General features: G+C 41.4%; 24 protein-coding genes. 4 read left to right on the plus strand and 20 right to left on the minus strand.

Features of this window, described 5'->3' with window-relative positions:
* Positions 1-90: 90 nt before the first annotated feature.
* A complete protein-coding gene (rpmF, locus tag IEE86_RS06900; RefSeq protein WP_008354700.1) occupies positions 91-264 on the minus strand; it encodes a 50S ribosomal protein L32 in 174 nt (57 codons plus the stop codon).
* Between the two features lie 21 nt (positions 265-285).
* Entirely contained in the window at positions 286-804 is a 519-nt protein-coding gene (locus IEE86_RS06905) for a YceD family protein (protein WP_003210956.1), read from the minus strand.
* A 206-nt stretch (positions 805-1010) separates the two neighbouring features.
* Here IEE86_RS06905 and IEE86_RS06910 point away from each other — a divergent pair, with 206 nt between their 5' ends.
* On the plus strand, positions 1011-2258 hold the full coding sequence (locus tag IEE86_RS06910; RefSeq protein ID WP_224740858.1) for a nucleotidyltransferase: 1248 nt from the start codon (positions 1011-1013) through the stop codon (positions 2256-2258).
* A 36-nt stretch (positions 2259-2294) separates the two neighbouring features.
* On the opposite strand, the gene IEE86_RS06915 is transcribed toward IEE86_RS06910, so the two are convergent.
* Both IEE86_RS06915 and IEE86_RS06920 read right to left on the minus strand, forming a co-directional pair.
* On the minus strand, positions 2295-3323 hold the full coding sequence (locus tag IEE86_RS06915; protein WP_191096559.1) for a SepM family pheromone-processing serine protease: 1029 nt from the start codon (positions 3321-3323) through the stop codon (positions 2295-2297).
* Positions 3324-3327: 4 nt separating this feature from the next.
* Positions 3328-4107, minus strand: a complete 780-nt coding sequence (locus tag IEE86_RS06920) for a patatin-like phospholipase family protein (RefSeq protein ID WP_191096560.1) — start codon at positions 4105-4107, stop codon at positions 3328-3330.
* A gap of 160 nt (positions 4108-4267) precedes the next feature.
* On the opposite strand from IEE86_RS06920, the gene ylbJ reads away from it, so the two are divergent.
* Positions 4268-5476 (plus strand): sporulation integral membrane protein YlbJ, encoded by a 1209-nt coding sequence (gene ylbJ / locus IEE86_RS06925; RefSeq protein ID WP_224740859.1) that lies wholly within the window; start codon positions 4268-4270, stop codon positions 5474-5476.
* 13 nt (positions 5477-5489) lie between these two features.
* Here ylbJ and coaD read toward each other — a convergent pair whose 3' ends face one another.
* From coaD to IEE86_RS06970, 9 genes are all read right to left on the minus strand, one after another.
* Complete coding sequence (gene coaD, locus IEE86_RS06930; RefSeq protein WP_191096561.1) at positions 5490-5972, minus strand: pantetheine-phosphate adenylyltransferase; 483 nt, start codon at positions 5970-5972, stop codon at positions 5490-5492.
* A gap of 3 nt (positions 5973-5975) precedes the next feature.
* On the minus strand, positions 5976-6563 hold the full coding sequence (gene rsmD, locus IEE86_RS06935; protein WP_318010272.1) for a 16S rRNA (guanine(966)-N(2))-methyltransferase RsmD: 588 nt from the start codon (positions 6561-6563) through the stop codon (positions 5976-5978).
* 285 nt (positions 6564-6848) lie between these two features.
* A complete protein-coding gene (locus tag IEE86_RS06940) occupies positions 6849-7121 on the minus strand; it encodes a YlbG family protein (RefSeq protein WP_034318036.1) in 273 nt (90 codons plus the stop codon).
* A gap of 64 nt (positions 7122-7185) precedes the next feature.
* Positions 7186-7635, minus strand: a complete 450-nt coding sequence (gene ricF, locus IEE86_RS06945; RefSeq protein ID WP_034318038.1) for a regulatory iron-sulfur-containing complex subunit RicF — start codon at positions 7633-7635, stop codon at positions 7186-7188.
* A gap of 57 nt (positions 7636-7692) precedes the next feature.
* The gene (locus tag IEE86_RS06950) at positions 7693-8103 is read right to left on the minus strand and encodes a hypothetical protein (RefSeq protein WP_224740860.1); all 411 of its coding nucleotides are present in this window, start codon (positions 8101-8103) and stop codon (positions 7693-7695) included.
* A gap of 69 nt (positions 8104-8172) precedes the next feature.
* Complete coding sequence (locus IEE86_RS06955; RefSeq protein ID WP_039178297.1) at positions 8173-8421, minus strand: YlbE-like family protein; 249 nt, start codon at positions 8419-8421, stop codon at positions 8173-8175.
* Positions 8422-8440: 19 nt separating this feature from the next.
* Positions 8441-8854, minus strand: coding sequence for a YlbD family protein (locus tag IEE86_RS06960; protein ID WP_191096563.1), 414 nt, complete (start codon positions 8852-8854; stop codon positions 8441-8443).
* Between the two features lie 112 nt (positions 8855-8966).
* On the minus strand, positions 8967-10010 hold the full coding sequence (locus IEE86_RS06965; RefSeq protein WP_191096564.1) for a CAP domain-containing protein: 1044 nt from the start codon (positions 10008-10010) through the stop codon (positions 8967-8969).
* A gap of 122 nt (positions 10011-10132) precedes the next feature.
* On the minus strand, positions 10133-10555 hold the full coding sequence (locus tag IEE86_RS06970) for a CBS domain-containing protein (RefSeq protein ID WP_224740880.1): 423 nt from the start codon (positions 10553-10555) through the stop codon (positions 10133-10135).
* A gap of 161 nt (positions 10556-10716) precedes the next feature.
* On the opposite strand from IEE86_RS06970, the gene IEE86_RS06975 reads away from it, so the two are divergent.
* On the plus strand, positions 10717-11082 hold the full coding sequence (locus IEE86_RS06975; RefSeq protein ID WP_008345035.1) for a YugN family protein: 366 nt from the start codon (positions 10717-10719) through the stop codon (positions 11080-11082).
* Positions 11083-11115: 33 nt separating this feature from the next.
* On the opposite strand, the gene ctaG is transcribed toward IEE86_RS06975, so the two are convergent.
* From ctaG to cyoE, 6 genes are all read right to left on the minus strand, one after another.
* Positions 11116-11994 (minus strand): cytochrome c oxidase assembly factor CtaG, encoded by an 879-nt coding sequence (gene ctaG, locus IEE86_RS06980; RefSeq protein WP_191096566.1) that lies wholly within the window; start codon positions 11992-11994, stop codon positions 11116-11118.
* Positions 11995-12024: 30 nt separating this feature from the next.
* Positions 12025-12354: a cytochrome c oxidase subunit IVB gene (gene ctaF / locus IEE86_RS06985; protein ID WP_060699178.1), complete on the minus strand. Its 330-nt coding sequence runs from the start codon at positions 12352-12354 to the stop codon at positions 12025-12027.
* Between the two features lie 2 nt (positions 12355-12356).
* The gene (gene ctaE / locus IEE86_RS06990) at positions 12357-12977 is read right to left on the minus strand and encodes a cytochrome c oxidase subunit III (RefSeq protein WP_060699179.1); all 621 of its coding nucleotides are present in this window, start codon (positions 12975-12977) and stop codon (positions 12357-12359) included.
* The gene (gene ctaD, locus IEE86_RS06995) at positions 12977-14848 is read right to left on the minus strand and encodes a cytochrome c oxidase subunit I (protein ID WP_191096567.1); all 1872 of its coding nucleotides are present in this window, start codon (positions 14846-14848) and stop codon (positions 12977-12979) included. Before ctaD ends, ctaE begins: the two co-directional genes overlap by 1 nt.
* Positions 14849-15009: 161 nt before the next feature.
* A complete protein-coding gene (gene coxB, locus IEE86_RS07000) occupies positions 15010-16077 on the minus strand; it encodes a cytochrome c oxidase subunit II (RefSeq protein ID WP_191096568.1) in 1068 nt (355 codons plus the stop codon).
* 279 nt (positions 16078-16356) lie between these two features.
* Positions 16357-17274: a heme o synthase gene (gene cyoE, locus IEE86_RS07005; RefSeq protein ID WP_034318063.1), complete on the minus strand. Its 918-nt coding sequence runs from the start codon at positions 17272-17274 to the stop codon at positions 16357-16359.
* Positions 17275-17666: 392 nt separating this feature from the next.
* Between cyoE and IEE86_RS07010 the strand changes: the two genes are divergently transcribed.
* The gene (locus tag IEE86_RS07010; protein WP_191096569.1) at positions 17667-18590 is read left to right on the plus strand and encodes a COX15/CtaA family protein; all 924 of its coding nucleotides are present in this window, start codon (positions 17667-17669) and stop codon (positions 18588-18590) included.
* Positions 18591-18629: 39 nt separating this feature from the next.
* Here the strand turns inward: IEE86_RS07010 and IEE86_RS07015 are convergent, their stop codons facing one another.
* Positions 18630-20063, minus strand: a complete 1434-nt coding sequence (locus IEE86_RS07015) for a cryptochrome/photolyase family protein (protein ID WP_191096913.1) — start codon at positions 20061-20063, stop codon at positions 18630-18632.
* Positions 20064-20097 lie beyond the last annotated feature (34 nt).

A 20097-nucleotide genomic window follows, 5' to 3' on the forward strand; every position in this document is an offset into this window, starting at 1 on the left:
AGTAGATAGACTATTTACAGGAGAGAAACCTAAAAAATAGACAAATAAAAAAACGCAAGGGAAGATTCCCTCACGCTTTTTTATCAAGAATTAATTGCTTTTTACGTCTTTGCCTTTGTATGTTCCGCAAGATTTGCAGACACGATGAGAAATTTTCATTTCACCGCATTCTGGGCAAGCTACCATACCAGGTACTTGTAGTTTGAAATGCGTACGACGCAATCTTTTTTTCATTTTAGAAGTTCTTCTAAAAGGTACAGCCATTATTCCCACCTCCTTAAAGAGTTAAGATTCATTATTTTCTTCTAAGAGCTTCTTCAAGCCTTCCAGACGCGGATCAATTCGGTTTTGATGTGCATCTTCCGAAATGACCGCCCAGTCATTCCCTTCCTGTGGTGCAGCACCTTTTACGTCTGTTTGGTCGCAAAAGATTTGCATCGGCACTTCAAGAAGTATTTCTTCCTTGACTAAAGGCGTTAAGTCGATGATATCGTCTTCTACAATAGAAACGTCTTCATCTTCTATATCGTCTGTCTTATGAAGTACAAATAGTTCTTTCGTTGAAATCGCAAATGGATAATTTACATCAACAAGCGTTCTTGAACAAGGCAATGTCATTTCACCTGTGATGGTTAAATCAAATGCGACTTGCTTTGATTCGATCACTCCAGTCCCTTTCACCTCTACTGGTGAAATGCGACGTATATCTGAATGAAGGCTAGTAAGTTCATTTAAGTCAACCGTCTCATGAAAATCGAAGCTGTTTTTAGCTTTTTGATGTAACTGATAAACTGTCCATTTCAATTGTATCACCTCTAAGAGCAACAAACATGATTATAGCTTTCATCATGCTATTTGTCAATATTTTTTCTTTACAGTCCTTTGTGATGGCAACTGGTTGTTTGACATCAGTTCCAGGAATGCCTACACTGAAAAAAATGAGCTTCATTTTTCCCTTATGCTACTGTAGCATAGACCATTTCACCATAGCAAGAAAGGCGGGACATCTATTGAAAGCAACGGGAGTCGTTGTAGAGTACAATCCATTTCATTATGGACATGCCCATCATGTTCGTCAGGCGAAAAAACAAACCTCTTCAGATGTTGCCATTGCCGTTATGAGCGGTTCCTTTCTCCAGCGCGGAGAGCCTGCAATTGTTTCAAAGTGGGCACGTACAAAAATGGCACTGCAAAACGGTGTAGACATTGTGTGTGAGCTTCCATACATTTACGCTGTGCAAAAGGCAGAAACCTTTGCAAATGGCGCTGTGTCCATCCTAGACGCTTTAAAATGCCGCTCTCTATTTTTCGGAAGCGAGGATGGTGATATCAACGTATTTAAGCGCACAGCTCACGCATGGCAGGAGAAAAAGGCAGAGATTGACCTTTTAACAAAGGAGAAGGTCAAAGAAGGCCTTAGTTATCCGGCAGCGGCAGCCGCTGCATTTCAAGAGACCATTTACCTTGAGCACTTACTGGATTTATCTAAACCGAATAACATTTTAGGCTTCCATTATGTAAAGGCCATCTTAGAGCGATCCCCTCACATGCAGCCCTTTACCTCTAAAAGAATTGCATCTGGTTATCATGATGAAAAACTTCCTGTCAATCAGAAAATCGCAAGTGCCACAAGTATTCGAAAAGCATTAAAAGAGCACGGCTCATTTGAAGCGGTCACCCCCTATCTCCCGGATAATACTTTAAAGCAATTACATGACTATCATTCTTCATACGGTCTTTTACATACAAAAGAAGCCTATTTTAGCTTCTTAAAACATGTCTTTCACACAATGAATGCGGCAGAGCTAGAGGGTATCTATGAAATGGAAGAAGGAATCGAACACCGCATGCAAAAAGCCATCACACACGCGTCCTCCTATGAGGAATATCTATCACTTGTGAAAACAAAACGCTATACGTGGACAAGACTGCAACGGATGAATACGCACCTCTTAATGAGAGTGAAGAAAAAGGACATGCATCAACTGCTTGAAGAGAAAAAGGCACCCTACATTCGGTTACTCGGTATGTCAAAGAAAGGACAGCAATACTTATCTCTTGTGAAAAAAGAATTGGACGTACCGCTTGTGAGCAAGCTGTCTTCCTTTTCACATCCAGCACTTGATCTTGACATTCGCGCTTCCCGTGTCTTCAGCCTTCCCATCCGTGAGCCAATGCAAACAGAATTAACGGAAGCAGAGTTTAAAACCTCACCGATCCGATATGATGAAGAGACCGGACTCTTCCAATCTCGATAAAAAGAGCAGCCTTAATTAAGGCTACTCTTTTTTTACTTAAGATGCTTTCTCTTTTAACTTGTTTAAATAGTTTAGTGCGTCCTGCATTGTGTCTACAGGGACGATTTTCATATCACTTTTAATATTTTTTGCTGTTTTGACTGCATTTTGGTAGTCAGAGTTTGGATCGCCTTTCTCGTTTGGTGCAAAGAATATGTCTTTTCCAGCTTTATCTGCAGCTACAACCTTTTGATCGATCCCTCCAATTGGGCCGACCGTTCCATCGGCGTCAATCGTTCCAGTCCCCGCAATCGCATAGCCATGTGTTTCGTCTTCTTTTGTCAGCTGGTTATAAATTTCAAGCGACATCATTAAGCCTGCTGATGGACCACCGATATTTTCAATATCTACTTTAATCGCAGGTGACACTTTCACATGACGGTCTGTAAACAATGACACACCAATTCCGACACGTTTTGGCTCTTCTTTAAATGGTTTTAACGTCACTTGCTGCGTGATTTCTTTGCCGTTTCGTTCAAGGACAAAGCGGACAGCTGTGCCTGCTTTTTTACTGCTGATATATGAAACCATTTTATCAGCAGAATCATAGGTCTTGCCATCAACGCTTTTGATCCGGTCACCTACTTCAATTTTTCCGTAAGCAGGCATTCCTTTCATCACGTAGCTCGCATATACTCCGTTAAATGTATAATCTACTTTTTTGCCTGCTTTTGTATAAGCAGCAATCATTGCATTTTCTTGAGAGCTTTTCATCAGCTGAAGCTGCCTTTTCATGTAGTCTTCATCTGATTCTCCGTCCGCTTTAATGTTTTCTTCCGGGACGATCTCGTCATACTTGTTCATTTTTGCAAGCAAATACGTATATGGGTTTGCTGGACCTACTTTAATGGTCATAAGAGAGAAGCTGCCCTTCTCGCCATATGCTCCGTCTACTTGAATGTGCGGTGCAATCTCTGTTGCATCGCCCGGCTTTGTCACGTAATACGGCAGTTTAACAAAGGTTAAGCCAAATAATACAAGGACAACCACAAAAAAGCTGAGCCAGCGAATATTCAATTTTTTCATTCGATTAACACTCCCATTTATCAATGACATCTTTCAGTTTCTCTTTTAGTTGATCTGCGGCGAGCTCACCTGCTTCAATCATCTCTTGAATCTGTGTAAATGCACTAGAGCTATATGTTTCAAGCCTCGGCCGAATCATGACATCTGCGTGAATGGTTTGATGACGAACCAATTCATTTTGAAGGATGTCAAGGCTTTGCATAATCACATCCGATAATCTCGTCGCCTTTTCTGTTTTTTTCACCCTTGATACATCAGAGGCGATAATGAGGTCTGCACCCATTTCCTTTAAAACAGACACAGGAATGCGGTCAACCACTGCTCCATCCACTAGCTGTCTGCCGCCCATAACGTGCGGAACAAACACGCCCGGAATGCTAATGCTTGCTCTAACTGCTTGTGAGACAGACCCTTCTTTAAACACAACCTTCTCTCCTGTCGCAAGGTCACACGCGACGATTGCAAGAGGCATTCGTAATTCCTCAATTTTTTTCCCATATGTAAACGTGTGGATCAACTGCAAAATTCGATTGCCTTTTAAAAGACCGATTTTTGGCAGTGTATAGTCAGCATAATACTTTCTTCTGAAGACAAGTGCAAGTTTTTTCATTTTTTCTACGTCTTGTCCCGCCGCATAAAAGCTCCCAACAAGTGCCCCAGCACTGCTACCAGCGATCATATCCACCTGAATTCCTTGTTTCTCAAGACTAGATAAAACCCCAATATGTGCCATTCCTCTCGCACCCCCGGAGCCTAACGCAAGGCCGATGACCGGTCGCTTCATGAAAATCCTCCCTCCTCTTTCTATGCATATATACGAATCTATAGGTCTAAACATGCCCCTTCTGCTCGTATAGTAATAGAAGACAGGCTCGGCTAGTTTCTTCCTTTTTCTTTGATCACGAGCTCGCCAATAGATCATAACGGCAAGGGGCGAAATCTCCATGACAAAATGGAACACTCTGTTCATCGCTGCTTTTTTTATCTTTTTAACAGCCACTGTGATTACACATCCACAAGCCTCTTTGCAAGCGTCGAAAAATGGACTTGCAATGTGGTGGGAGGTTGTATTTCCATCATTGCTTCCTTTTTTTATTTTGTCCGAGCTATTAATTAGTTTCGGGATTGTCAGATTTGTCGGGGTGCTATTAGAGCCCTTTATGCGCCCCATCTTTCGAGTACCTGGTGTCGGCGGATTTGTACTAGCGATGGGAATGGCTTCAGGCTTTCCTTCTGGCGCTAAATTAACGACAAGACTCAGGCAAGAAGGGCAGCTAACGAGAATCGAAGCAGAGCGCCTTGTTTCCTTCACAAATTCATCGAATCCATTGTTTATTTTCGGCGCGGTGGCTGTTGGTTTTTTTCATCACCCAGCCTTAGGGATTGTTTTAGCCTGCGCACATTATTTAGGGAATCTCGCTGTTGGTGTGACGATGCGGGGGTATAAAGCCCGGCATGATGCGCACCTTAGAAGCCGGAAAGGATTTTTATTTCCACCGTTTAAAGAGGCTTTCAACGCCCTCCATACAGCAAGACTTGCAGAGAAAAGACCGCTCGGCCAAATTTTAAGCGATGCTGTCATGTCATCCGTTCAAACACTCTTTATGATTGGCGGCTTTATTATCTTGTTTTCTGTCTTTAGCAAAATGCTGGCAGTTGTGCATGTGACAGACCTCTTCTCCATAGGGATCGGGTATATGCTGCAAACGATGCATCTTCCACCAGAATTAGATCTAGCCATGATTGCCGGTTTATTTGAAATCACATTAGGAAGTCAGCTAACCGGGGCACAAGAGGTCACACTACTTGCTAAAACAATTGTCGTCAGCTTTATTTTAGGATTCAGCGGGTTCTCTGTGCAAGCCCAGGTAGCGGGCATTTTAGCAGCAACTGATATACGCTTTAAACCGTTTTTCTTCGCTCGTTTGCTCCACGGGATTTATGCAGCTGTTTTTGCCTTTTTATTATTCAAACCTCTTTATGTCTCTCGATCAGACATCGCTCTTCCAGCAGGAGCCTTTGAAGCAAATGAGCAAATCATGATGTTTAGTAGCGTGCTTTGGAATCACCTTGTGGCGGCGGGCCCTTTCATCACTTTATTCAGCCTGATCGTGTATATTGCGCTATATTATCAGAAACTAAAAAAAGGATGAGGGCTCAAGGCACTCATCCTTTAAATTTTTCTTTCAGCGCTGCTTCTACCTCTTTTGGTACAAGCTCTTTGACAGACCCATTATACTTCGCTACTTCTTTCACGATGCTTGAGCTTAAGAAGGAGTATTGATTATTGGTCATCATAAAGAACGTTTCAATTTCATCATCTAAAACTTTATTCATCGAGGTGCCTTGCATCTCATATTCAAAGTCCGTCACAGCTCTTAGACCACGCAAAATGACTTTGGCCTCTTTTTGTTTCGCATAATCAACAAGCAAGCCATGAAAGGATTCAACTTTAATATTTGGCAAATCCTTTGTCGCTTGCCTAATGAGCTCACACCGTTCTTCAACTGTAAACAACGGTTTTTTTGATGAGTTATTTAATACACATACATACACTTCATCAAAGATGTTTGCGCCTCTTTTAATAATATCCAAATGGCCCAATGTGACTGGATCGAAGCTACCCGGACAAACGGCTATGTTCCCCATGCTTTAATTTCCCCGCTTTCTATAGATCGTAATGCCAGTCATACCGTACAGTTCCCGCCTTGAAATGTGGAGCTGTCCAGCTTCCTCAGGCAGCGTGACGTCCTTATCATGCTCACATACAATCACACCATCATCTGTTAATAAAGAGTGCTCATCAATCATTTCAAGAAGTGCCTTGAGCTTTTGATCCTTATACGGCGGATCAAGAAAGATCGCTTGAAAGGATTCCTCTCGTTTTACTACGGCTGAGAGCGCACGCTTTGCATCATTTCGAAATACTTCACTTTGGTCCATGAGCGACAATTGATTCAGGTTTCCTTTTATCGTCTGAATCGCTTTCATATCTCGATCAACGAAAATACAATGATCGAATCCTCTAGAGAGCGCTTCAATTCCTAAACCGCCGCTTCCTGCAAATAAATCAAGGGCCTTCCCGCCATCAAAATACGGGCCTATCATATTAAAAATGGATTCTTTTACTTTATCTGTCGTCGGTCTTGTTGATTGACCTGGTACCGCTTTAAGCGCGCGGCCTTTTCTCGTTCCAGAGATCACTCTCATTTTCCCACCACTTTTTCTACTTGCTTCTATTGGTTATTTGTCTCTTATGACAAAAAATTCAACATTATCTTACCACATCCACTCCGCACGAGACAATGTGTGTCATTTCATTCATTTTCTATGTATAGATGACAGGAAGCGGGGTCATACTATTTATAACAGCATCTGATGTGGTGCTGTTGCCAACCGCGGAGAAGACTTACGTTTCCCCATAAGTTCTTCCTCCGGTTTCTCCTCTCCCTTTGCCTTCTCCTTAATGATTCATTAAGAATAGAAGGACCCCGCGGGTGATGCCGCGGGGGTTTTTTTGTGTCTTTAAAAGCCCACCTTATAATCATACTCTTTGGCTTTGTCCAATTTGGATTCGTACTCTAATTTAATAAAAGGTTTATATGATGGCTCAACACGTTTTACAAATGGCAATGAGTTCAGCTTTGCCATATGGCGCTCGAGATCATTCATATCACAATAAATCACTGCATATTTCATTTTTCTTGAAATATAGTGAACATTCCCAAATTTCCTTAGCGCTTTTGACTGCTTTAACGAATGCAGCCAAACGACCATCCCTTGACGTTTGGTTTCCATTTTTTCACCTGCCGCTTTTCAATTCTTCCATTCATTATGTAAAAGACGAGACGTTCAAGTCTCGTCAAGATACTTTACAGCCACAGCTGCCTCCAGATCCACAGCCACCGCCGCATGATGATAGACCATCAAAATATGGGTTCCCTGTTGGAACTTTAATATATGCTGATACAGCTTGACCAATTTCAATACTAATCTCATCTAAGATGGATTGAACCGCTGTTTCTGCTTTTTTGAAATCAACCACTGTATCGTGAAGATCTAGCTTTCTTTTGACCTCACGCATTTCCTTTGAGATCGTTCTATAGTCCGGATGGTATTTGCCGAACCGCTGCACATCCTCATATTGCTCTTTTACTTTTGTAAAATGGGCAATAATTTGTTGGGCTTCTTCGTCTTGCTGGAGACGCTTAAAGCAGTTGCGGTAATGTTCAGCCTCCTCCGACTGAAGAATCATGGCAGCCAATTGATTTGCTTCCTCTTGGAGCTCCACAGATTCGATTGTCGCATACATAAATGTTGCACCTCCAATTCATAGTTTACCACGAAACCTACGGATCAGAAAATGCTTTTACGTGACAAATACATCCCACGTTTCTCTTTTTTGTTTAAAATCAGGATGACGGGAATTCAGCACAACGGTCATTTTATGCTTTCCTTTTGAAAGGTGCTTGACCACAAACGCAGCTGTATACTCATTACCCGCACGTTTTCCGTCTACATATACTGTAAAATATCCAGCCTTCTCTGCCTTATTTCCAAGTGAAGGCTCAAGATGGAAATCTTGAAGTGTACTTTCTATATAGACAGCTGACCCCTGCACTTTGTATTTTAAAAAGCCTTGCTGCTTCATTTCACTTTGGACTTGCTTTATGACTTGTACAGCTGGTTCTTGATTGTTCACTTGCTCTTCTTCATATTGACTTTGACACCCGGTGATAAGAAAAAGCAATGCGCATATCGACAGCATCCATTTCATCATCTGATTCTCCTTTCGTCTACTTCCATAGGATGCTCATGAAATAGACATCTTAATCAACTCAAAAAAGCCTCACCCGGCTCCATTTTGATTGCGCATTGCTTGGAACATTTGAATCATCATTTCAGCCATTTGGACACTATTGCTCAACTGACTCACACGATGAGGAATGGTTTTTTCGTAAAAGTTCATTTTATCTAATTCAAAGGAAGAAAGATTTTCAGGATGTCGAGTCAGCTGTCTGTACCAGAGAGGACGCTGTCTAATAAATTTGATTCGATCCTCTTCGGCCATGACAAACTCCTGTACTTCTTTTCGCACCAAAAGCATCCCCTTTCAATTAATCTTTCCTGAAGGAGAATGGGTGCTGGCTGCCTCCAGATGAACCTTTTTTTGAGCCATTTGATGAAAATTGTCCGAGTAAGCTTTGTAAAGAGGAAATAGACTGGCTCATTTTGTTAATCTGTTCATTCATTTGATCAGCGTCCATTTTTTTCACAGCAGTCACCATTTTAGACATAAAATCTGCTTTGCCTGCTGCTCTTGGCTTAGATGCTTTTTCTTCTTTTGCTTCTTCAGATTGCGTTTGCCGGTAAGGAGACCACATCTCATCTTCCTCACCAAACATGACCCAATTCTCATATAAGCTTTGCCAGCTTTTTTCTTGCGCTTGCACTTCTTGAATTAATTTCGGATGGCGTCTGACAAATTGTTTAAATTCATCAATGGATGTTTGCTTTTGCTTGTTTGTCATATCCTCACCCCCTATACAAATGCCTACTATACTATATACACCAGCATCTGTTTTGGTGAGCCTCTTTTTTCATAAAAAAAGCAGCTGCGGTTGTGCAGCTACTTTCGTTCGTTTAAGATGTTTTCTTGATGAAGTTTTGTGTATAGTATTTTTCTTTCACACCTACGCCAAGATGTGTATAGTCTCCATTTAATAACGCCTTCCGGTGACCTTCGCTATTGAGCCAGCCTTCTACAGCTGCTGGTCCATCTACATAGTTATATGCAATGTTTTCACCTGCGAGCTGAAATGCCACCTCGCCTCTTTCTAATCGGTCTTTCAGCGTACCGTATTTTTTAGATTCGTGAGAGAAATAATGATTTTCCTTCATGTCCTCACTATGCATAAATGCCACTTCGGAGGTTTCATCGTCCCACTTTAAGGTCGGCAGGTTGTACTTATGACGGATAATATTGGTCATATCAAAAATTTGTTTTTGGCTGGAAGCTTCGATATCCTTCCATTTTTTCCCTGATATTGCTTCGGGTTCTATCAATTGACCTTGATAGACAACCTCATACGGTTTTTGTTTCACAAATGTATCTGCGTTAAAGGCCCTAATACTTGAAAGGGTGCTTTCAAACTTATCCATGTAAAGCTGGACATAGACATCCTTCCCTACTTTCACGGTAGGTCTTGTGTTCATATCATCTTCTGAGAATTCAAAGCGATATGAATTTTGATCATCCTCTACATGGATGTAAGGCGCAATTTGTGTTTTTTTAAACACTTCACTTGTGGCTTGCCCAATTTTAAATGGTTCAACGTTCAGCCCGTCTCCTGTTGCAAACAACGTCACCACTTTACTATCCTTTACCCCTACTTGAATATAGTGCTTTTTCGATTGGTTGTATATCCACCAGTCGTAATCATATGCGGAAGGATCAATGCGATCTGGTTCTCCCAGCTGTTTAAGCACTTCATTTGATGATTTCCCCATAAAGGACATAAGCCCCTTTTTTGGGATGTTGATCGGCTTATCGCTAGATGTTTCTTCATTAGACACCTTCGGTTCATTGCTGCTTTCTTTTTCTGGTGAAGATCCATATTGAATAAACAGAACGTACGTTCCAGATATAATCAGGAGGATGAGGAGTGTTTTGAGCACAGTTTTCAAATAAACACCTCCGTTAAATTGGCAAGGTACAAAAAGTACCTTCTACTGTCATTTAAACAAAACTTGCTCCATTTATCAACGACAATACAGCCTATTTAACACGAATTTAAAATATGCCCCAGTTAATGAAGAAATCCTTGCCCGTGATCTTGATCCTGTTGAGAGATTTCAGTGAGTGCATCTCCCGCACGATCATTTGATAAATCCTCGACTGATAAATCTCCAAGAGCGACAATCCCTGTTAATGCACCGTTTTTCACAACGGGAATTCGGCGGAGCTGATGCTCTGACATCAAGCGGACAATTTCTTCAAGCGTTGCATCTTCTTCAGCTGTTAGTACTTCCTTCGTCATAAGCGCCCCAACTTCCTGCGAGTTTGGCTTTTTCTCAGCAATGCCTCTAAGGACAAGGTCACGGTCAGTCACAATTCCAATGAGCTGATCTCCGTCAACCACTGGAATGGCACCGATATCTGCATCTTTCATTTTTACTGCCGCTTCATAAGCATTGTCGTCCTTTTGGCACGTCACTACTTTTTTTGTCATAATATCTTTGATTTTTTTCGTTTTCACATTAATTCCTCCATCTATTATTTTCTTTATTACTGTAACCAGCTTATAAAAGAACATACCTTTCACAGTTGAAAGTTTAACGCTTTCATACTATGATTGTCAGTAAAGGGAATTTTTATAAGGAGGGGTTTTGGGTGAAGTTTGAAGGTACGGGGATTGAAAAGGTATCAGCTGACTTAAATAAATTGGATTTCATCATGGAAAGTGAAGGATTTGTACGAGCCGACCAATGGGATTATGAGCGTGTGACGTACGACAGGAAGTATAACATGGTAGAGGGGACATTTTATTTACGGATCTCCGGCTACGCCACTGAAGGAGATGTTGGCTCCAAAAAGGCACACATTCAGCTTCTCACACCTTTACTTGGAAAACACTATTATCCGCATGGTGTTGAATACGGCGAAGGCGAAGATTTCCCTAAATCTCTTATCCAATCAAGCAAAAAAACGCTGAACCAATTGAAAGAAAAACTAGAAGCTATAACTGCTGAAGCATAAAAGAAGCACAGCCCATAAGGCTGTGCTTTTTCTTTATTCATATTTCGGAATGAGCGCATCTGGTACGGCATCTTTCGCTCTTTCTTTTCTAGCCCAGTCAAAGAAGACAACAGCAAGAATCGAGCCGTATACGATCTCCTGAATAATTTTCATCAAAATAGCGCCTAGCTGCTGATCCTCAAGCAGCGGCAAGGTGTGAAACATGTCAGGGCCAGTTAGTGCAAGGCCTGCAAGCATATCACTCGGCACACATAGATGCAGAGCTTGTATCCACGCGCCGGCATCTGAATAGGTCGCATAAATCGGTGCATCACTAAACATGATGAGGGCGCAGGCAGGTGTCATCAATATACCGTCTGCCATGATATAACCAAGCTTTAAAATGCCCGTAATCTGCGGCTGACTTTGGACTTTATGGACAAGCGGCCACCACATGAAAAAGGCAGCGATAAAAATAACAACCGTCATCAACGCATGATAAAATGGATCAGTTTTCACAAAATCAAACACAAGCGGGATATGATAAAGCGAAAATAACCCGTTAAATCCAAGCAGAGCAATCAAAGGCTTGGAAAACAAACGAAAAATCGCCTGAATGCCTGGTGTGTGAATGATCCGCTCCCAAATGGCCGCGGGTAAACCTGTGATAAGGAGCGGCGGAATGACTAAATATAGCACCGCCATTTGCGCCATGTGCGCACTGAACATAATATGTCCCATTAAATCAATTGGGCTGCCTTTTACGGCATATAACAGAACAAGCCCAGTCAGAAATAGCGTTTTCTCTTTCACCGTCGCACGGTGCTTTCCCTTTGTAACGAGAAGTAGATAAAAAGCTGCTGCTAATACAATACATATCAAATAGTAGGGACTCCATAATGCTCGAAATCCGAATATCTCTAAGTTCTCCATTGCTGCACCTCCTTCAAGGGCAAAGCGGACTTACCACCATATAATGGTCAAAAAGGCTAAAACGGTAATAAACGCGACAAACACACCTGAATAAAGAAACAACGCGGGTGTTTCATGCCCTTTTTGGTTCATGTGCATAAAATAATAAAGCTGAAAGGCCACCTGAATGCCCGCGAGCAGTAAAATAAATGGTACTGCGAACCAATTCCCGACATCATCAGAGGCGATCGTTAAAAAGGCAACGAATGTTAATCCAATCATCAAGCCGAAAGAAATGAGCTGATGCTTCATTTCTTCGGCATTTTTCTTTTTACGGTATACAAGATCGACTTTTGACTGATTTGTGTTTTTATTTCCCATTCTTATCCCACCATTCCCATTAAATATACAACGGTAAAGATGAAGACCCACACAACATCAATGAAGTGCCAATATAGACTTGCCACATAATATTTTGGCGCATTGTATAAATCGAGTCCGCGTCTCATATTTCGAATCATAAGAGCGGTGATCCAGCAAAGTCCGAAAGCAACGTGAGCCCCGTGAGTTCCTACAAGTGTATAGAAGGAAGAACCAAGAGCAGAGCTGGTAATTGTAAATTCGTACGCATGCACATAGTGATAAAACTCATAAATCTCAACCCCTAAAAATCCAGCGCCTAATAGAACGGTCACACCGAGCCAAAGCTGCATTTTTTTAAAGGCAAAGTTTTTCATATGATACATTGCATACACACTCGTTAAACTGCTCGTTAGCAGGAGCATTGTAGCAATAAAAACAAGTGTGATGTCAAACATATCAGTTGTTTTTGCTCCGCCTGCATTTGAGTTTTTCAGCGCCAAGTAAGTGGCAAACAAAGATGCAAACAGAACCGTTTCTCCCCCAAGAAACAACCAGAACCCGACGAACTTATTCTTTCCTTCTAATGTGGCTTTCTCAGGCGAAGCTGGAAAGGTTTCCGCTGTCATTTTTTGTGGTTCCATTATGCTTTCACCCCTTTATCATCGTCATCGGTCAACTCTTCTTTGTGTATATGGTAGCCATGATCATCTTTAAGAGATCTGACCAGCATGGTCGCAAACGTAATGCCAAGACCAATGAAGATGACCGGAAGACCCCAGCTGTGCTCTTGACGATACATGAAACCAAACGCTGACACAAATAGACCGAAGGAGATAATGACAGGCAGGATGGAATTATTCGGCATGTGAATATCATCGAGCGGTTCAGATGCTGTCATTCCTTTTTTACCATCCATTTTCTCAATCCATAATGGATCAAGTCCTCTTACTAGTGGAAGCTGTTTAAAGTTATATTCTGGCGGAGGTGAAGACACTGCCCATTCAAGTGTTCTCCCATCTCCCCAAGGATCGCTCGATACACGCTCTCCCTTTGCTGTTGTCCAAATGACGTTAATCAGCATGATGACAACGGCTACAAACATAAAGAGTGCCCCGATCGTACTGATGAAGTTCCCAAGCTCAAGTCCCTGACCTGGCAGGAATGTAAAGACCCGGCGCGGCATACCCCATAGACCGAGGAAATGCTGGATAAAGAACGTTAAATGGAAACCGATGAAAAAGAGCACAAAGCCAATTTTCCCAAGTTTCTCATTTAGTATTTTTCCAAACATTTTAGGCCACCAGTAATGCACACCTGCTAAAATACCGAAGACCACACCACCGATAATCACGTAGTGGAAATGTGCCACAACAAAATACGTATCATGGAACTGATAATCGGCTGCAGCTGCTGCAAGCATGACCCCGGTTACCCCGCCAAGTAAGAATGACGGAATGAACGCAACCGAATACAGCATCGGTGTCGTAAACTTCACATTACCGCCCCATATGGTGAGGAGCCAGTTGAAGACTTTAATTCCTGTCGGTACCGCAATCGCCATCGTGGCTACGGCAAAGATCGCATTTGCAATTGGTCCAAGCCCCGTTGTGAACATGTGATGCGCCCACACCATGAATCCAAGAAATCCAATCAATACAGTAGCGAACACCATGGACGAGTAGCCGAACAATCTTTTTCTTGCAAACACTGGAATGATCTCAGAGAAAATACCGAATGCTGGCAGGATCAAGATATATACTTCCGGGTGTCCGAAAATCCAGAACAAATGCTCCCAAATGATCGTATTTCCTCCAAGCTCTGGATTGAAAAAGCTCGTATCGAACATTCGATCAAGCATCAGCATCGCAAGCCCTGCTGTCAGCGGTGGGAATGCGAATAAAATAAGTGCAGATGCAACAAATGTCGTCCAAGTAAAGAGCGGCATTCTCATATACGTCATACCAGGCGCTCTCATATTAATGATCGTTACAAGAAAGTTGATCCCGGCAATCAGTGTCCCAATCCCCGCTATTTGCAAACCTAAAATATAGAAATCCATACCATGCCCTTCTGAATTCAGTGTGAGCGAAGCATATGCCGTCCAGCCTGCATCAGGTGCTCCTCCCATAAACCATCCAAGGTTTAAGAAAATTCCTCCGAAAAAGAACAGCCAAAACCCAAGTGAATTCACAAATGGAAATGCTACGTCACGTGCACCAATTTGAATGGGTACGACCGCATTCATTAATGCAAATAAAAGCGGCATTGCTGCAAGGAAAATCATTGTCGTTCCATGCATTGTCATGATTTCATTGTAAACCCCAGCACTTACAAAATCATTTTCAGGGATGGCTAGCTGTATACGGATAAACATCGCTTCCAGGCCGCCAACCAAAAAGAAAAATCCCCCTGCCACTAAATATAGTATGGCAATTTTTTTGTGGTCAACCGTCGTCAAGTAATCCCATAAGACAGCGCCAAACCCCCGCTTTTTAGCTATTGTACTCACCATGAAATCCCCCTCTTATCTCCCATTTGCCCCTTTTCATATAGATATTCTTTACACAGACTGTGTCTGACAGATGACTGCTTCTCGGTTGTAGAGACATATTCGGGAGCTCTTAACAAAAACTTCACATAGTTCACATGCCTCTTGAATATACGCTCTAGATCTTACTCTATTTTAAGACCTTTTAAATACTCGTAGAGTGCATCTGCTTCTGAGTCATTTAATTTAGGATACGTCCCTGTCATCTTATTACCTGGTTTAAAGCTCTCTGGATCTTTCAGCCATGCTTTTACATTTTCTTTATTCATGTCTTTGATCCCGGCTACTTTTGTTCGCTCTCCGAAGGTTGCAAGGTTTGGAGCCGTCCTTGCCGCTTCTGGGCGTTCGTCACCAGGTTCTACTGCGTGACAGCTTAAGCAGTTTTTCTCTTTAAATAGTTTTTCACCCTCAAGAGCTAGATCAGATGTGGATGTAGGCTTCTTGTAATCAGCCATTTTTTTCGTCCACCCTAAAAATTCATCTTGAGAAAGCGTTTTAACTTTAAAGTCCATTAAGGCATGTGATGGGCCGCAAAGCTCCGCACATTTCCCGTAGAAATATTCTCCAGCATCTTTTGTTCGTTTTGAGTCAAATATCAAATAAAATTTGTTCTCGTTGTCTGTATTTGTATCAACCTTACCCCCAGCTGATGGAACCCAGAAAGAGTGTTTCACATCAGATGCTTTCAGCTTAAAGTACACCTTTTGATCAGTCGGTACAATCAATTCCTGACTTGTGACAATCCCATAATCAGGGTATTCAAATTCCCACCAATATAAGCTGGCTCTTACATTGACAACAAGTGTCTTTTCAGGATCTCGTTTTTTCTTATCCATTGCGCTTGTATCCCCTAGCTCAAGCGTGTATGCCACAACAGGTACAACGAGAATAATGAGTAGAAGAATTGGAATCGCTGTCCACGTAATTTCTAGGTTACGGTTCCCTTCCACCTGTTTTGGAATCCTCTCTTCTCCCACTTTAGAACGTTTGAATTTAATGATGACGTAAAAGAAAATGATCGATACAACAATGACGACAAGAACCATAATCAGTGTACTCAGTACCGTTAGGAAAAACTGTTTATCTGCTACTTCCCCAACTGGCCTCAGTGTTGATAAGTATGGTTCACCGCAGCCCGCCAAAACGAGCGTCAGTAAGAGAAACAGTGAATAAACACGCCATTTTCTTATCATAATTTGTCCCAACCCCTTTTGCTTGATCTCCTTTGCCTTTCGCTTTTTACCTCTTATTTATAAAATCACTTCTTACTCATCAATAACCCCCGCCCCTTATAAAAGCACTTACATTTCCTCTTTTCATAAAAAAATGATGTTTTTACTCAAAATACCATCTATGTATAAACAGAAAGCCGCCTAAATAGAACTGAATATCAGGCGGCTTTCATAGTTGTTAGAAAATGTGGTGTTATAAGATATAGCCTTTGTTTTGATGTGATCAAAGTGTATTTCACTCTAGAATAGTGTAATAATAATCATCGCAACGAAAAAGATGGTTAAGTAGTTTAATGAATAAACGAACATAAGTGTTGACCATTTCATGACGTCTTTCATTTTAAAGCCCATAAGGCCAATCACTAGCCATCCAATATTAAGCAATGTGCCAAGTGCAACAATCGGCCACCCTAATCCACCTAAGAAAAATGGAAGTGGAAGAAGACATGCTGTCCAAATAATGATTTGGCGCTTTGTGACTTCAAAGCCATAAACAACTGGCAGCATTGGAATGCCTGCCTTGCGGTAATCTTCCGTTTTCTTAATGGCAAGTGACAGGAAGTGCGGGATTTGCCAAATGAACATAATCATAAACAAAACCCAAGCCGTTGTGTCGATTGTGCCTGTGACAGCTGTCCAGCCGATTAATGGCGGAACCGCTCCAGATACACTTCCAATCACTGTATTGATGGTGTAATGACGTTTAGACCACATGGTGTAAAGAACTGCATAAGTAAAGACACCAATAAATCCAATCACTGCTGATGTAATGGTTGTCATCAGAAGCATAATAAGTCCAAGTACAACAAGTAAAATGCCAAATGCATATGCCTGCCCCGGCTGAATCTTACCTGTAACCGTCGGTCTTGTTTTTGTTCTTTCCATTAATATATCAATATCACGGTCAAACGCATTATTAATGGCGCATGAACCGGCAATAATAAGAGAAGAACCAATCATTGTTAATAGTACAATATCAAGATTTCCAAGGAAGCTCATATCTGTAAAATAAAAAGCAAGCCACATTCCAGTAAATGTTGTAATGAAGTTGGAATTGACGATGCCCATTTTAATAAGAGCAAGAAAATCTTTCCAAGCTGTTGTTTCTTCTATTTGTCCATGAATAGCTGCTTCCGCGGCTGTTTTGGAATTTGCCAATGTGTATAACCTCCCTTGCCCAAACCTTCAAACGCAAATGAAACGTAAAATCGTTACAACTCTATCATACAAGATAAAGAGCTGTAAAAAAACATCCTATTAAATAATAAACGACAAACTTGAAGTTATTTGTGAACTTTTCGTGAATTTATTAGGATATATGTGTGTTTCTGAAGGCGGTGCAACATGAAATATTCTCTCCTCTATTTCTATCAGACTGTCAAAGAAAGATCAAGCACTCTAAATCTGTAAACTTTGTGAACTAACTTATCATTTTTTTTGTGAACATTGGTCATTATGAATTGCAACAGAACACGCATTTGGCTTAAACTTGAGAGCATGTGAGGTTTTCATTTAGAACAGAAGTTTTTTAGAGAAGGTGAAATAATTTGATGAAATTTGCTTTAAGGCTATTGAGCGTTGTCACAACGTTTGTGATGCTGATCGTTCTGATTGGCGGCGCGCTTGTTACGAAAACCGGCTCGGGTCTTGGCTGCGGTAGACAGTGGCCCCTGTGCCACGGTCGTTTTTTCCCTGAAATGAACCCTGCTTCCATCATTGAATGGAGTCACCGCATGTCAACAGGGGTTTCCACCATTCTTGTACTGGCACTGGCGATTTTATGCTGGAAAAAAATTAGTCCAGTATTCCGTGAAACCAAATTTTTAGTCATCATGTCCATTATATTCTTACTGCTCCAAGCGCTGTTAGGGGCACTGGCCGTTGTATTTGGTTCTAACGCACTTGTGATGGCACTACACTTCGGTATTTCACTCATTTCTTTTGCTTCAATCTTACTGCTTGCTCTTCTTGTGTTTGAGGCAACCAGATCTGAAACAAAGCTTGTGAAGCCGCTTCATATTGGAAAAAGAATGCAGTTCCATATTTATGGCTTGATCACATATACGTATATCGTGGTGTATACGGGCGCTTATGTGAGACATACAAAATCAAGCCTTGCTTGTTCCGTCTTTCCGTTTTGTTCAAAAGACGGCGCACTTCCGGCATATTTTAATCAGTGGGTGCAAATGTCTCACCGAGCAGCAGCACTTCTTTTATTCGTGTGGATATTTGTCGCCATGCTTCATGCCATGAAACATTATAAAGATCAGAAGCAGCTATATTATGGATGGATCATTTCAGCCATTCTGATTACACTTCAAGCCATTTCAGGTGTGATGAGTGTTTATTCTCACCTTGCACTTGGTTATGCGCTTGCTCATTCATTCTTTATTTCTTGTTTGTTTGGGGTATTATGCTACTTCTGCTTACTCATTGCCAGGTTTAAATATGAAAACAAAGAACCATTTAGATAAAAGCTTGTATCCCCCTTCCATTAGGAAAGGGGGTTTCTTTTATGATTGTTTCGCTTCTTCAAATAGCGAAATGGCTTTTTTGCGTCTTTCTTGATGATCGACTGTAGGCAGCGGGTATGTATTACCTAGCACACATCCCGATTTTATTTGTTCATCTATCGGCATTTTACTTGGTTCATGAATCCATTTTTCATCAACATGCTTTAGCTCTTGTACATATCTTCTAATATATTCCCCGCTCGGATCAAATCGCTTGGACTGGGTCGTTGGGTTAAAAATGCGAAAGTATGGTACAGCATCCGTTCCGACAGAAGCAGCCCACTGAAATCCTCCGATATTCGAAGCCTCATCATAATCCACGAGTTTTTTCGCAAAATATGCTTCGCCTTTTCTCCAATCGATCAAATAATCCTTTGTTAAAAATGATGCAGTCACCATTCGTAAGCGGTTATGCATCCAGCCTTCTTCATTTAACTGTCTCATTCCTGCATCAACGAGCGGAAAGCCAGTCTCACCTTTACACCAAACTTCAAAAAGCATCTCATCTTCATTCCATTTCATCCCTTGAAACGCAGAATTGATTTCTTTTTCCTTCATCTTTGGATAGTGGGCAAACACCATATGATAAAAATCACGCCATGCTAGCTCTTTCATAAAGGTTTCCTTGCCCTCATCTTCATAGAGCACTTCCTCATGTAACGCATGAAAGACCGTTCGGATAGAGATTGTCCCTGTCTTTAAGAAACGTGACAGTTTGCTCGTTCCAAAGACTGACGGAATATCCCGTTTCTCATGATAGCGCGTTAATCTTTCTTGAATAAAGGTGTGTAAAGTACTCATCGCTTTGTCTGAGCCGATTTGATCAAATGTCCTTGAACACTTTTTCATGATCTCTCTTAGTTTTTCATCTCCCTGTTCAGAAAGTGACTCATCACAAATCGTATGCTCACTGCTAAAAAAAGACTTGTCAACTTTTATCACAGGCTGCTTCTCTTGCTTCCGCCATGATTGATAGTATGGAGTGAATACTTGATAATGAGACCCATCCGCTTTTAAAATATCTCGCGCTCCGTGAAGGTGTGTATCCTGCCACTTTGATACATGAATGCCCTTTTCTTCTAAAAAATCGGTTACTTGAAGGTCCCGTGTTTGACCGATTCCCACTTGGTCTTCATTAAAAAAGATGGCTTTCAAATCATAAACATCCATGACCTGCTGAAAGGCGCGCAAGATATCATCATGGAGAAGGTGAACATAAACTTGAGCTTCTCTCGCTTCCTTGACGAAATGAGCCAAGTTTTGAAAGAAATGTTCATGGTTTAAATCAAGCTCCATTTCAGTAAAATATGGATCTAGATGATAAAAAGCAAATAATTTGTATTCATGTTTTTTTGCATATGTGATCGCTTTTGATAAGGCGATATGATCATCCAATCGCATATCTCGGCGAAACCAAATCACAACGATTTCCAACATTTCTTCACCTCATTCTATAGTGTAATCACTC

Source organism: Bacillus crepusculi (assembly GCF_014764715.1).
Taxonomy (GTDB): domain Bacteria; phylum Bacillota; class Bacilli; order Bacillales; family Bacillaceae; genus Bacillus.

Coding starts and splice junctions, on each gene's coding strand:
- rpmF (WP_008354700.1), bottom strand. CDS start 264: ATGGCTGTACCTTTTAGAAGAACTTCTAAAATGAAAAAAAGATTGCGT.
- IEE86_RS06915 (WP_191096559.1), bottom strand. CDS start 3,323: ATGAAAAAATTGAATATTCGCTGGCTCAGCTTTTTTGTGGTTGTCCTT.
- IEE86_RS06920 (WP_191096560.1), bottom strand. CDS start 4,107: ATGAAGCGACCGGTCATCGGCCTTGCGTTAGGCTCCGGGGGTGCGAGA.
- ylbJ (WP_224740859.1), top strand. CDS start 4,268: ATGACAAAATGGAACACTCTGTTCATCGCTGCTTTTTTTATCTTTTTA.
- coaD (WP_191096561.1), bottom strand. CDS start 5,972: ATGGGGAACATAGCCGTTTGTCCGGGTAGCTTCGATCCAGTCACATTG.
- IEE86_RS06940 (WP_034318036.1), bottom strand. CDS start 7,121: ATGGAAACCAAACGTCAAGGGATGGTCGTTTGGCTGCATTCGTTAAAG.
- ricF (WP_034318038.1), bottom strand. CDS start 7,635: ATGTATGCGACAATCGAATCTGTGGAGCTCCAAGAGGAAGCAAATCAA.
- IEE86_RS06950 (WP_224740860.1), bottom strand. CDS start 8,103: ATGATGAAATGGATGCTGTCGATATGCGCATTGCTTTTTCTTATCACC.
- IEE86_RS06960 (WP_191096563.1), bottom strand. CDS start 8,854: ATGACAAACAAGCAAAAGCAAACATCCATTGATGAATTTAAACAATTT.
- IEE86_RS06970 (WP_224740880.1), bottom strand. CDS start 10,555: ATGACAAAAAAAGTAGTGACGTGCCAAAAGGACGACAATGCTTATGAA.
- ctaG (WP_191096566.1), bottom strand. CDS start 11,994: ATGGAGAACTTAGAGATATTCGGATTTCGAGCATTATGGAGTCCCTAC.
- ctaF (WP_060699178.1), bottom strand. CDS start 12,354: ATGGGAAATAAAAACACAAATCAGTCAAAAGTCGATCTTGTATACCGT.
- ctaE (WP_060699179.1), bottom strand. CDS start 12,977: ATGGAACCACAAAAAATGACAGCGGAAACCTTTCCAGCTTCGCCTGAG.
- ctaD (WP_191096567.1), bottom strand. CDS start 14,848: ATGGTGAGTACAATAGCTAAAAAGCGGGGGTTTGGCGCTGTCTTATGG.
- coxB (WP_191096568.1), bottom strand. CDS start 16,077: ATGATAAGAAAATGGCGTGTTTATTCACTGTTTCTCTTACTGACGCTC.
- IEE86_RS07010 (WP_191096569.1), top strand. CDS start 17,667: ATGAAATTTGCTTTAAGGCTATTGAGCGTTGTCACAACGTTTGTGATG.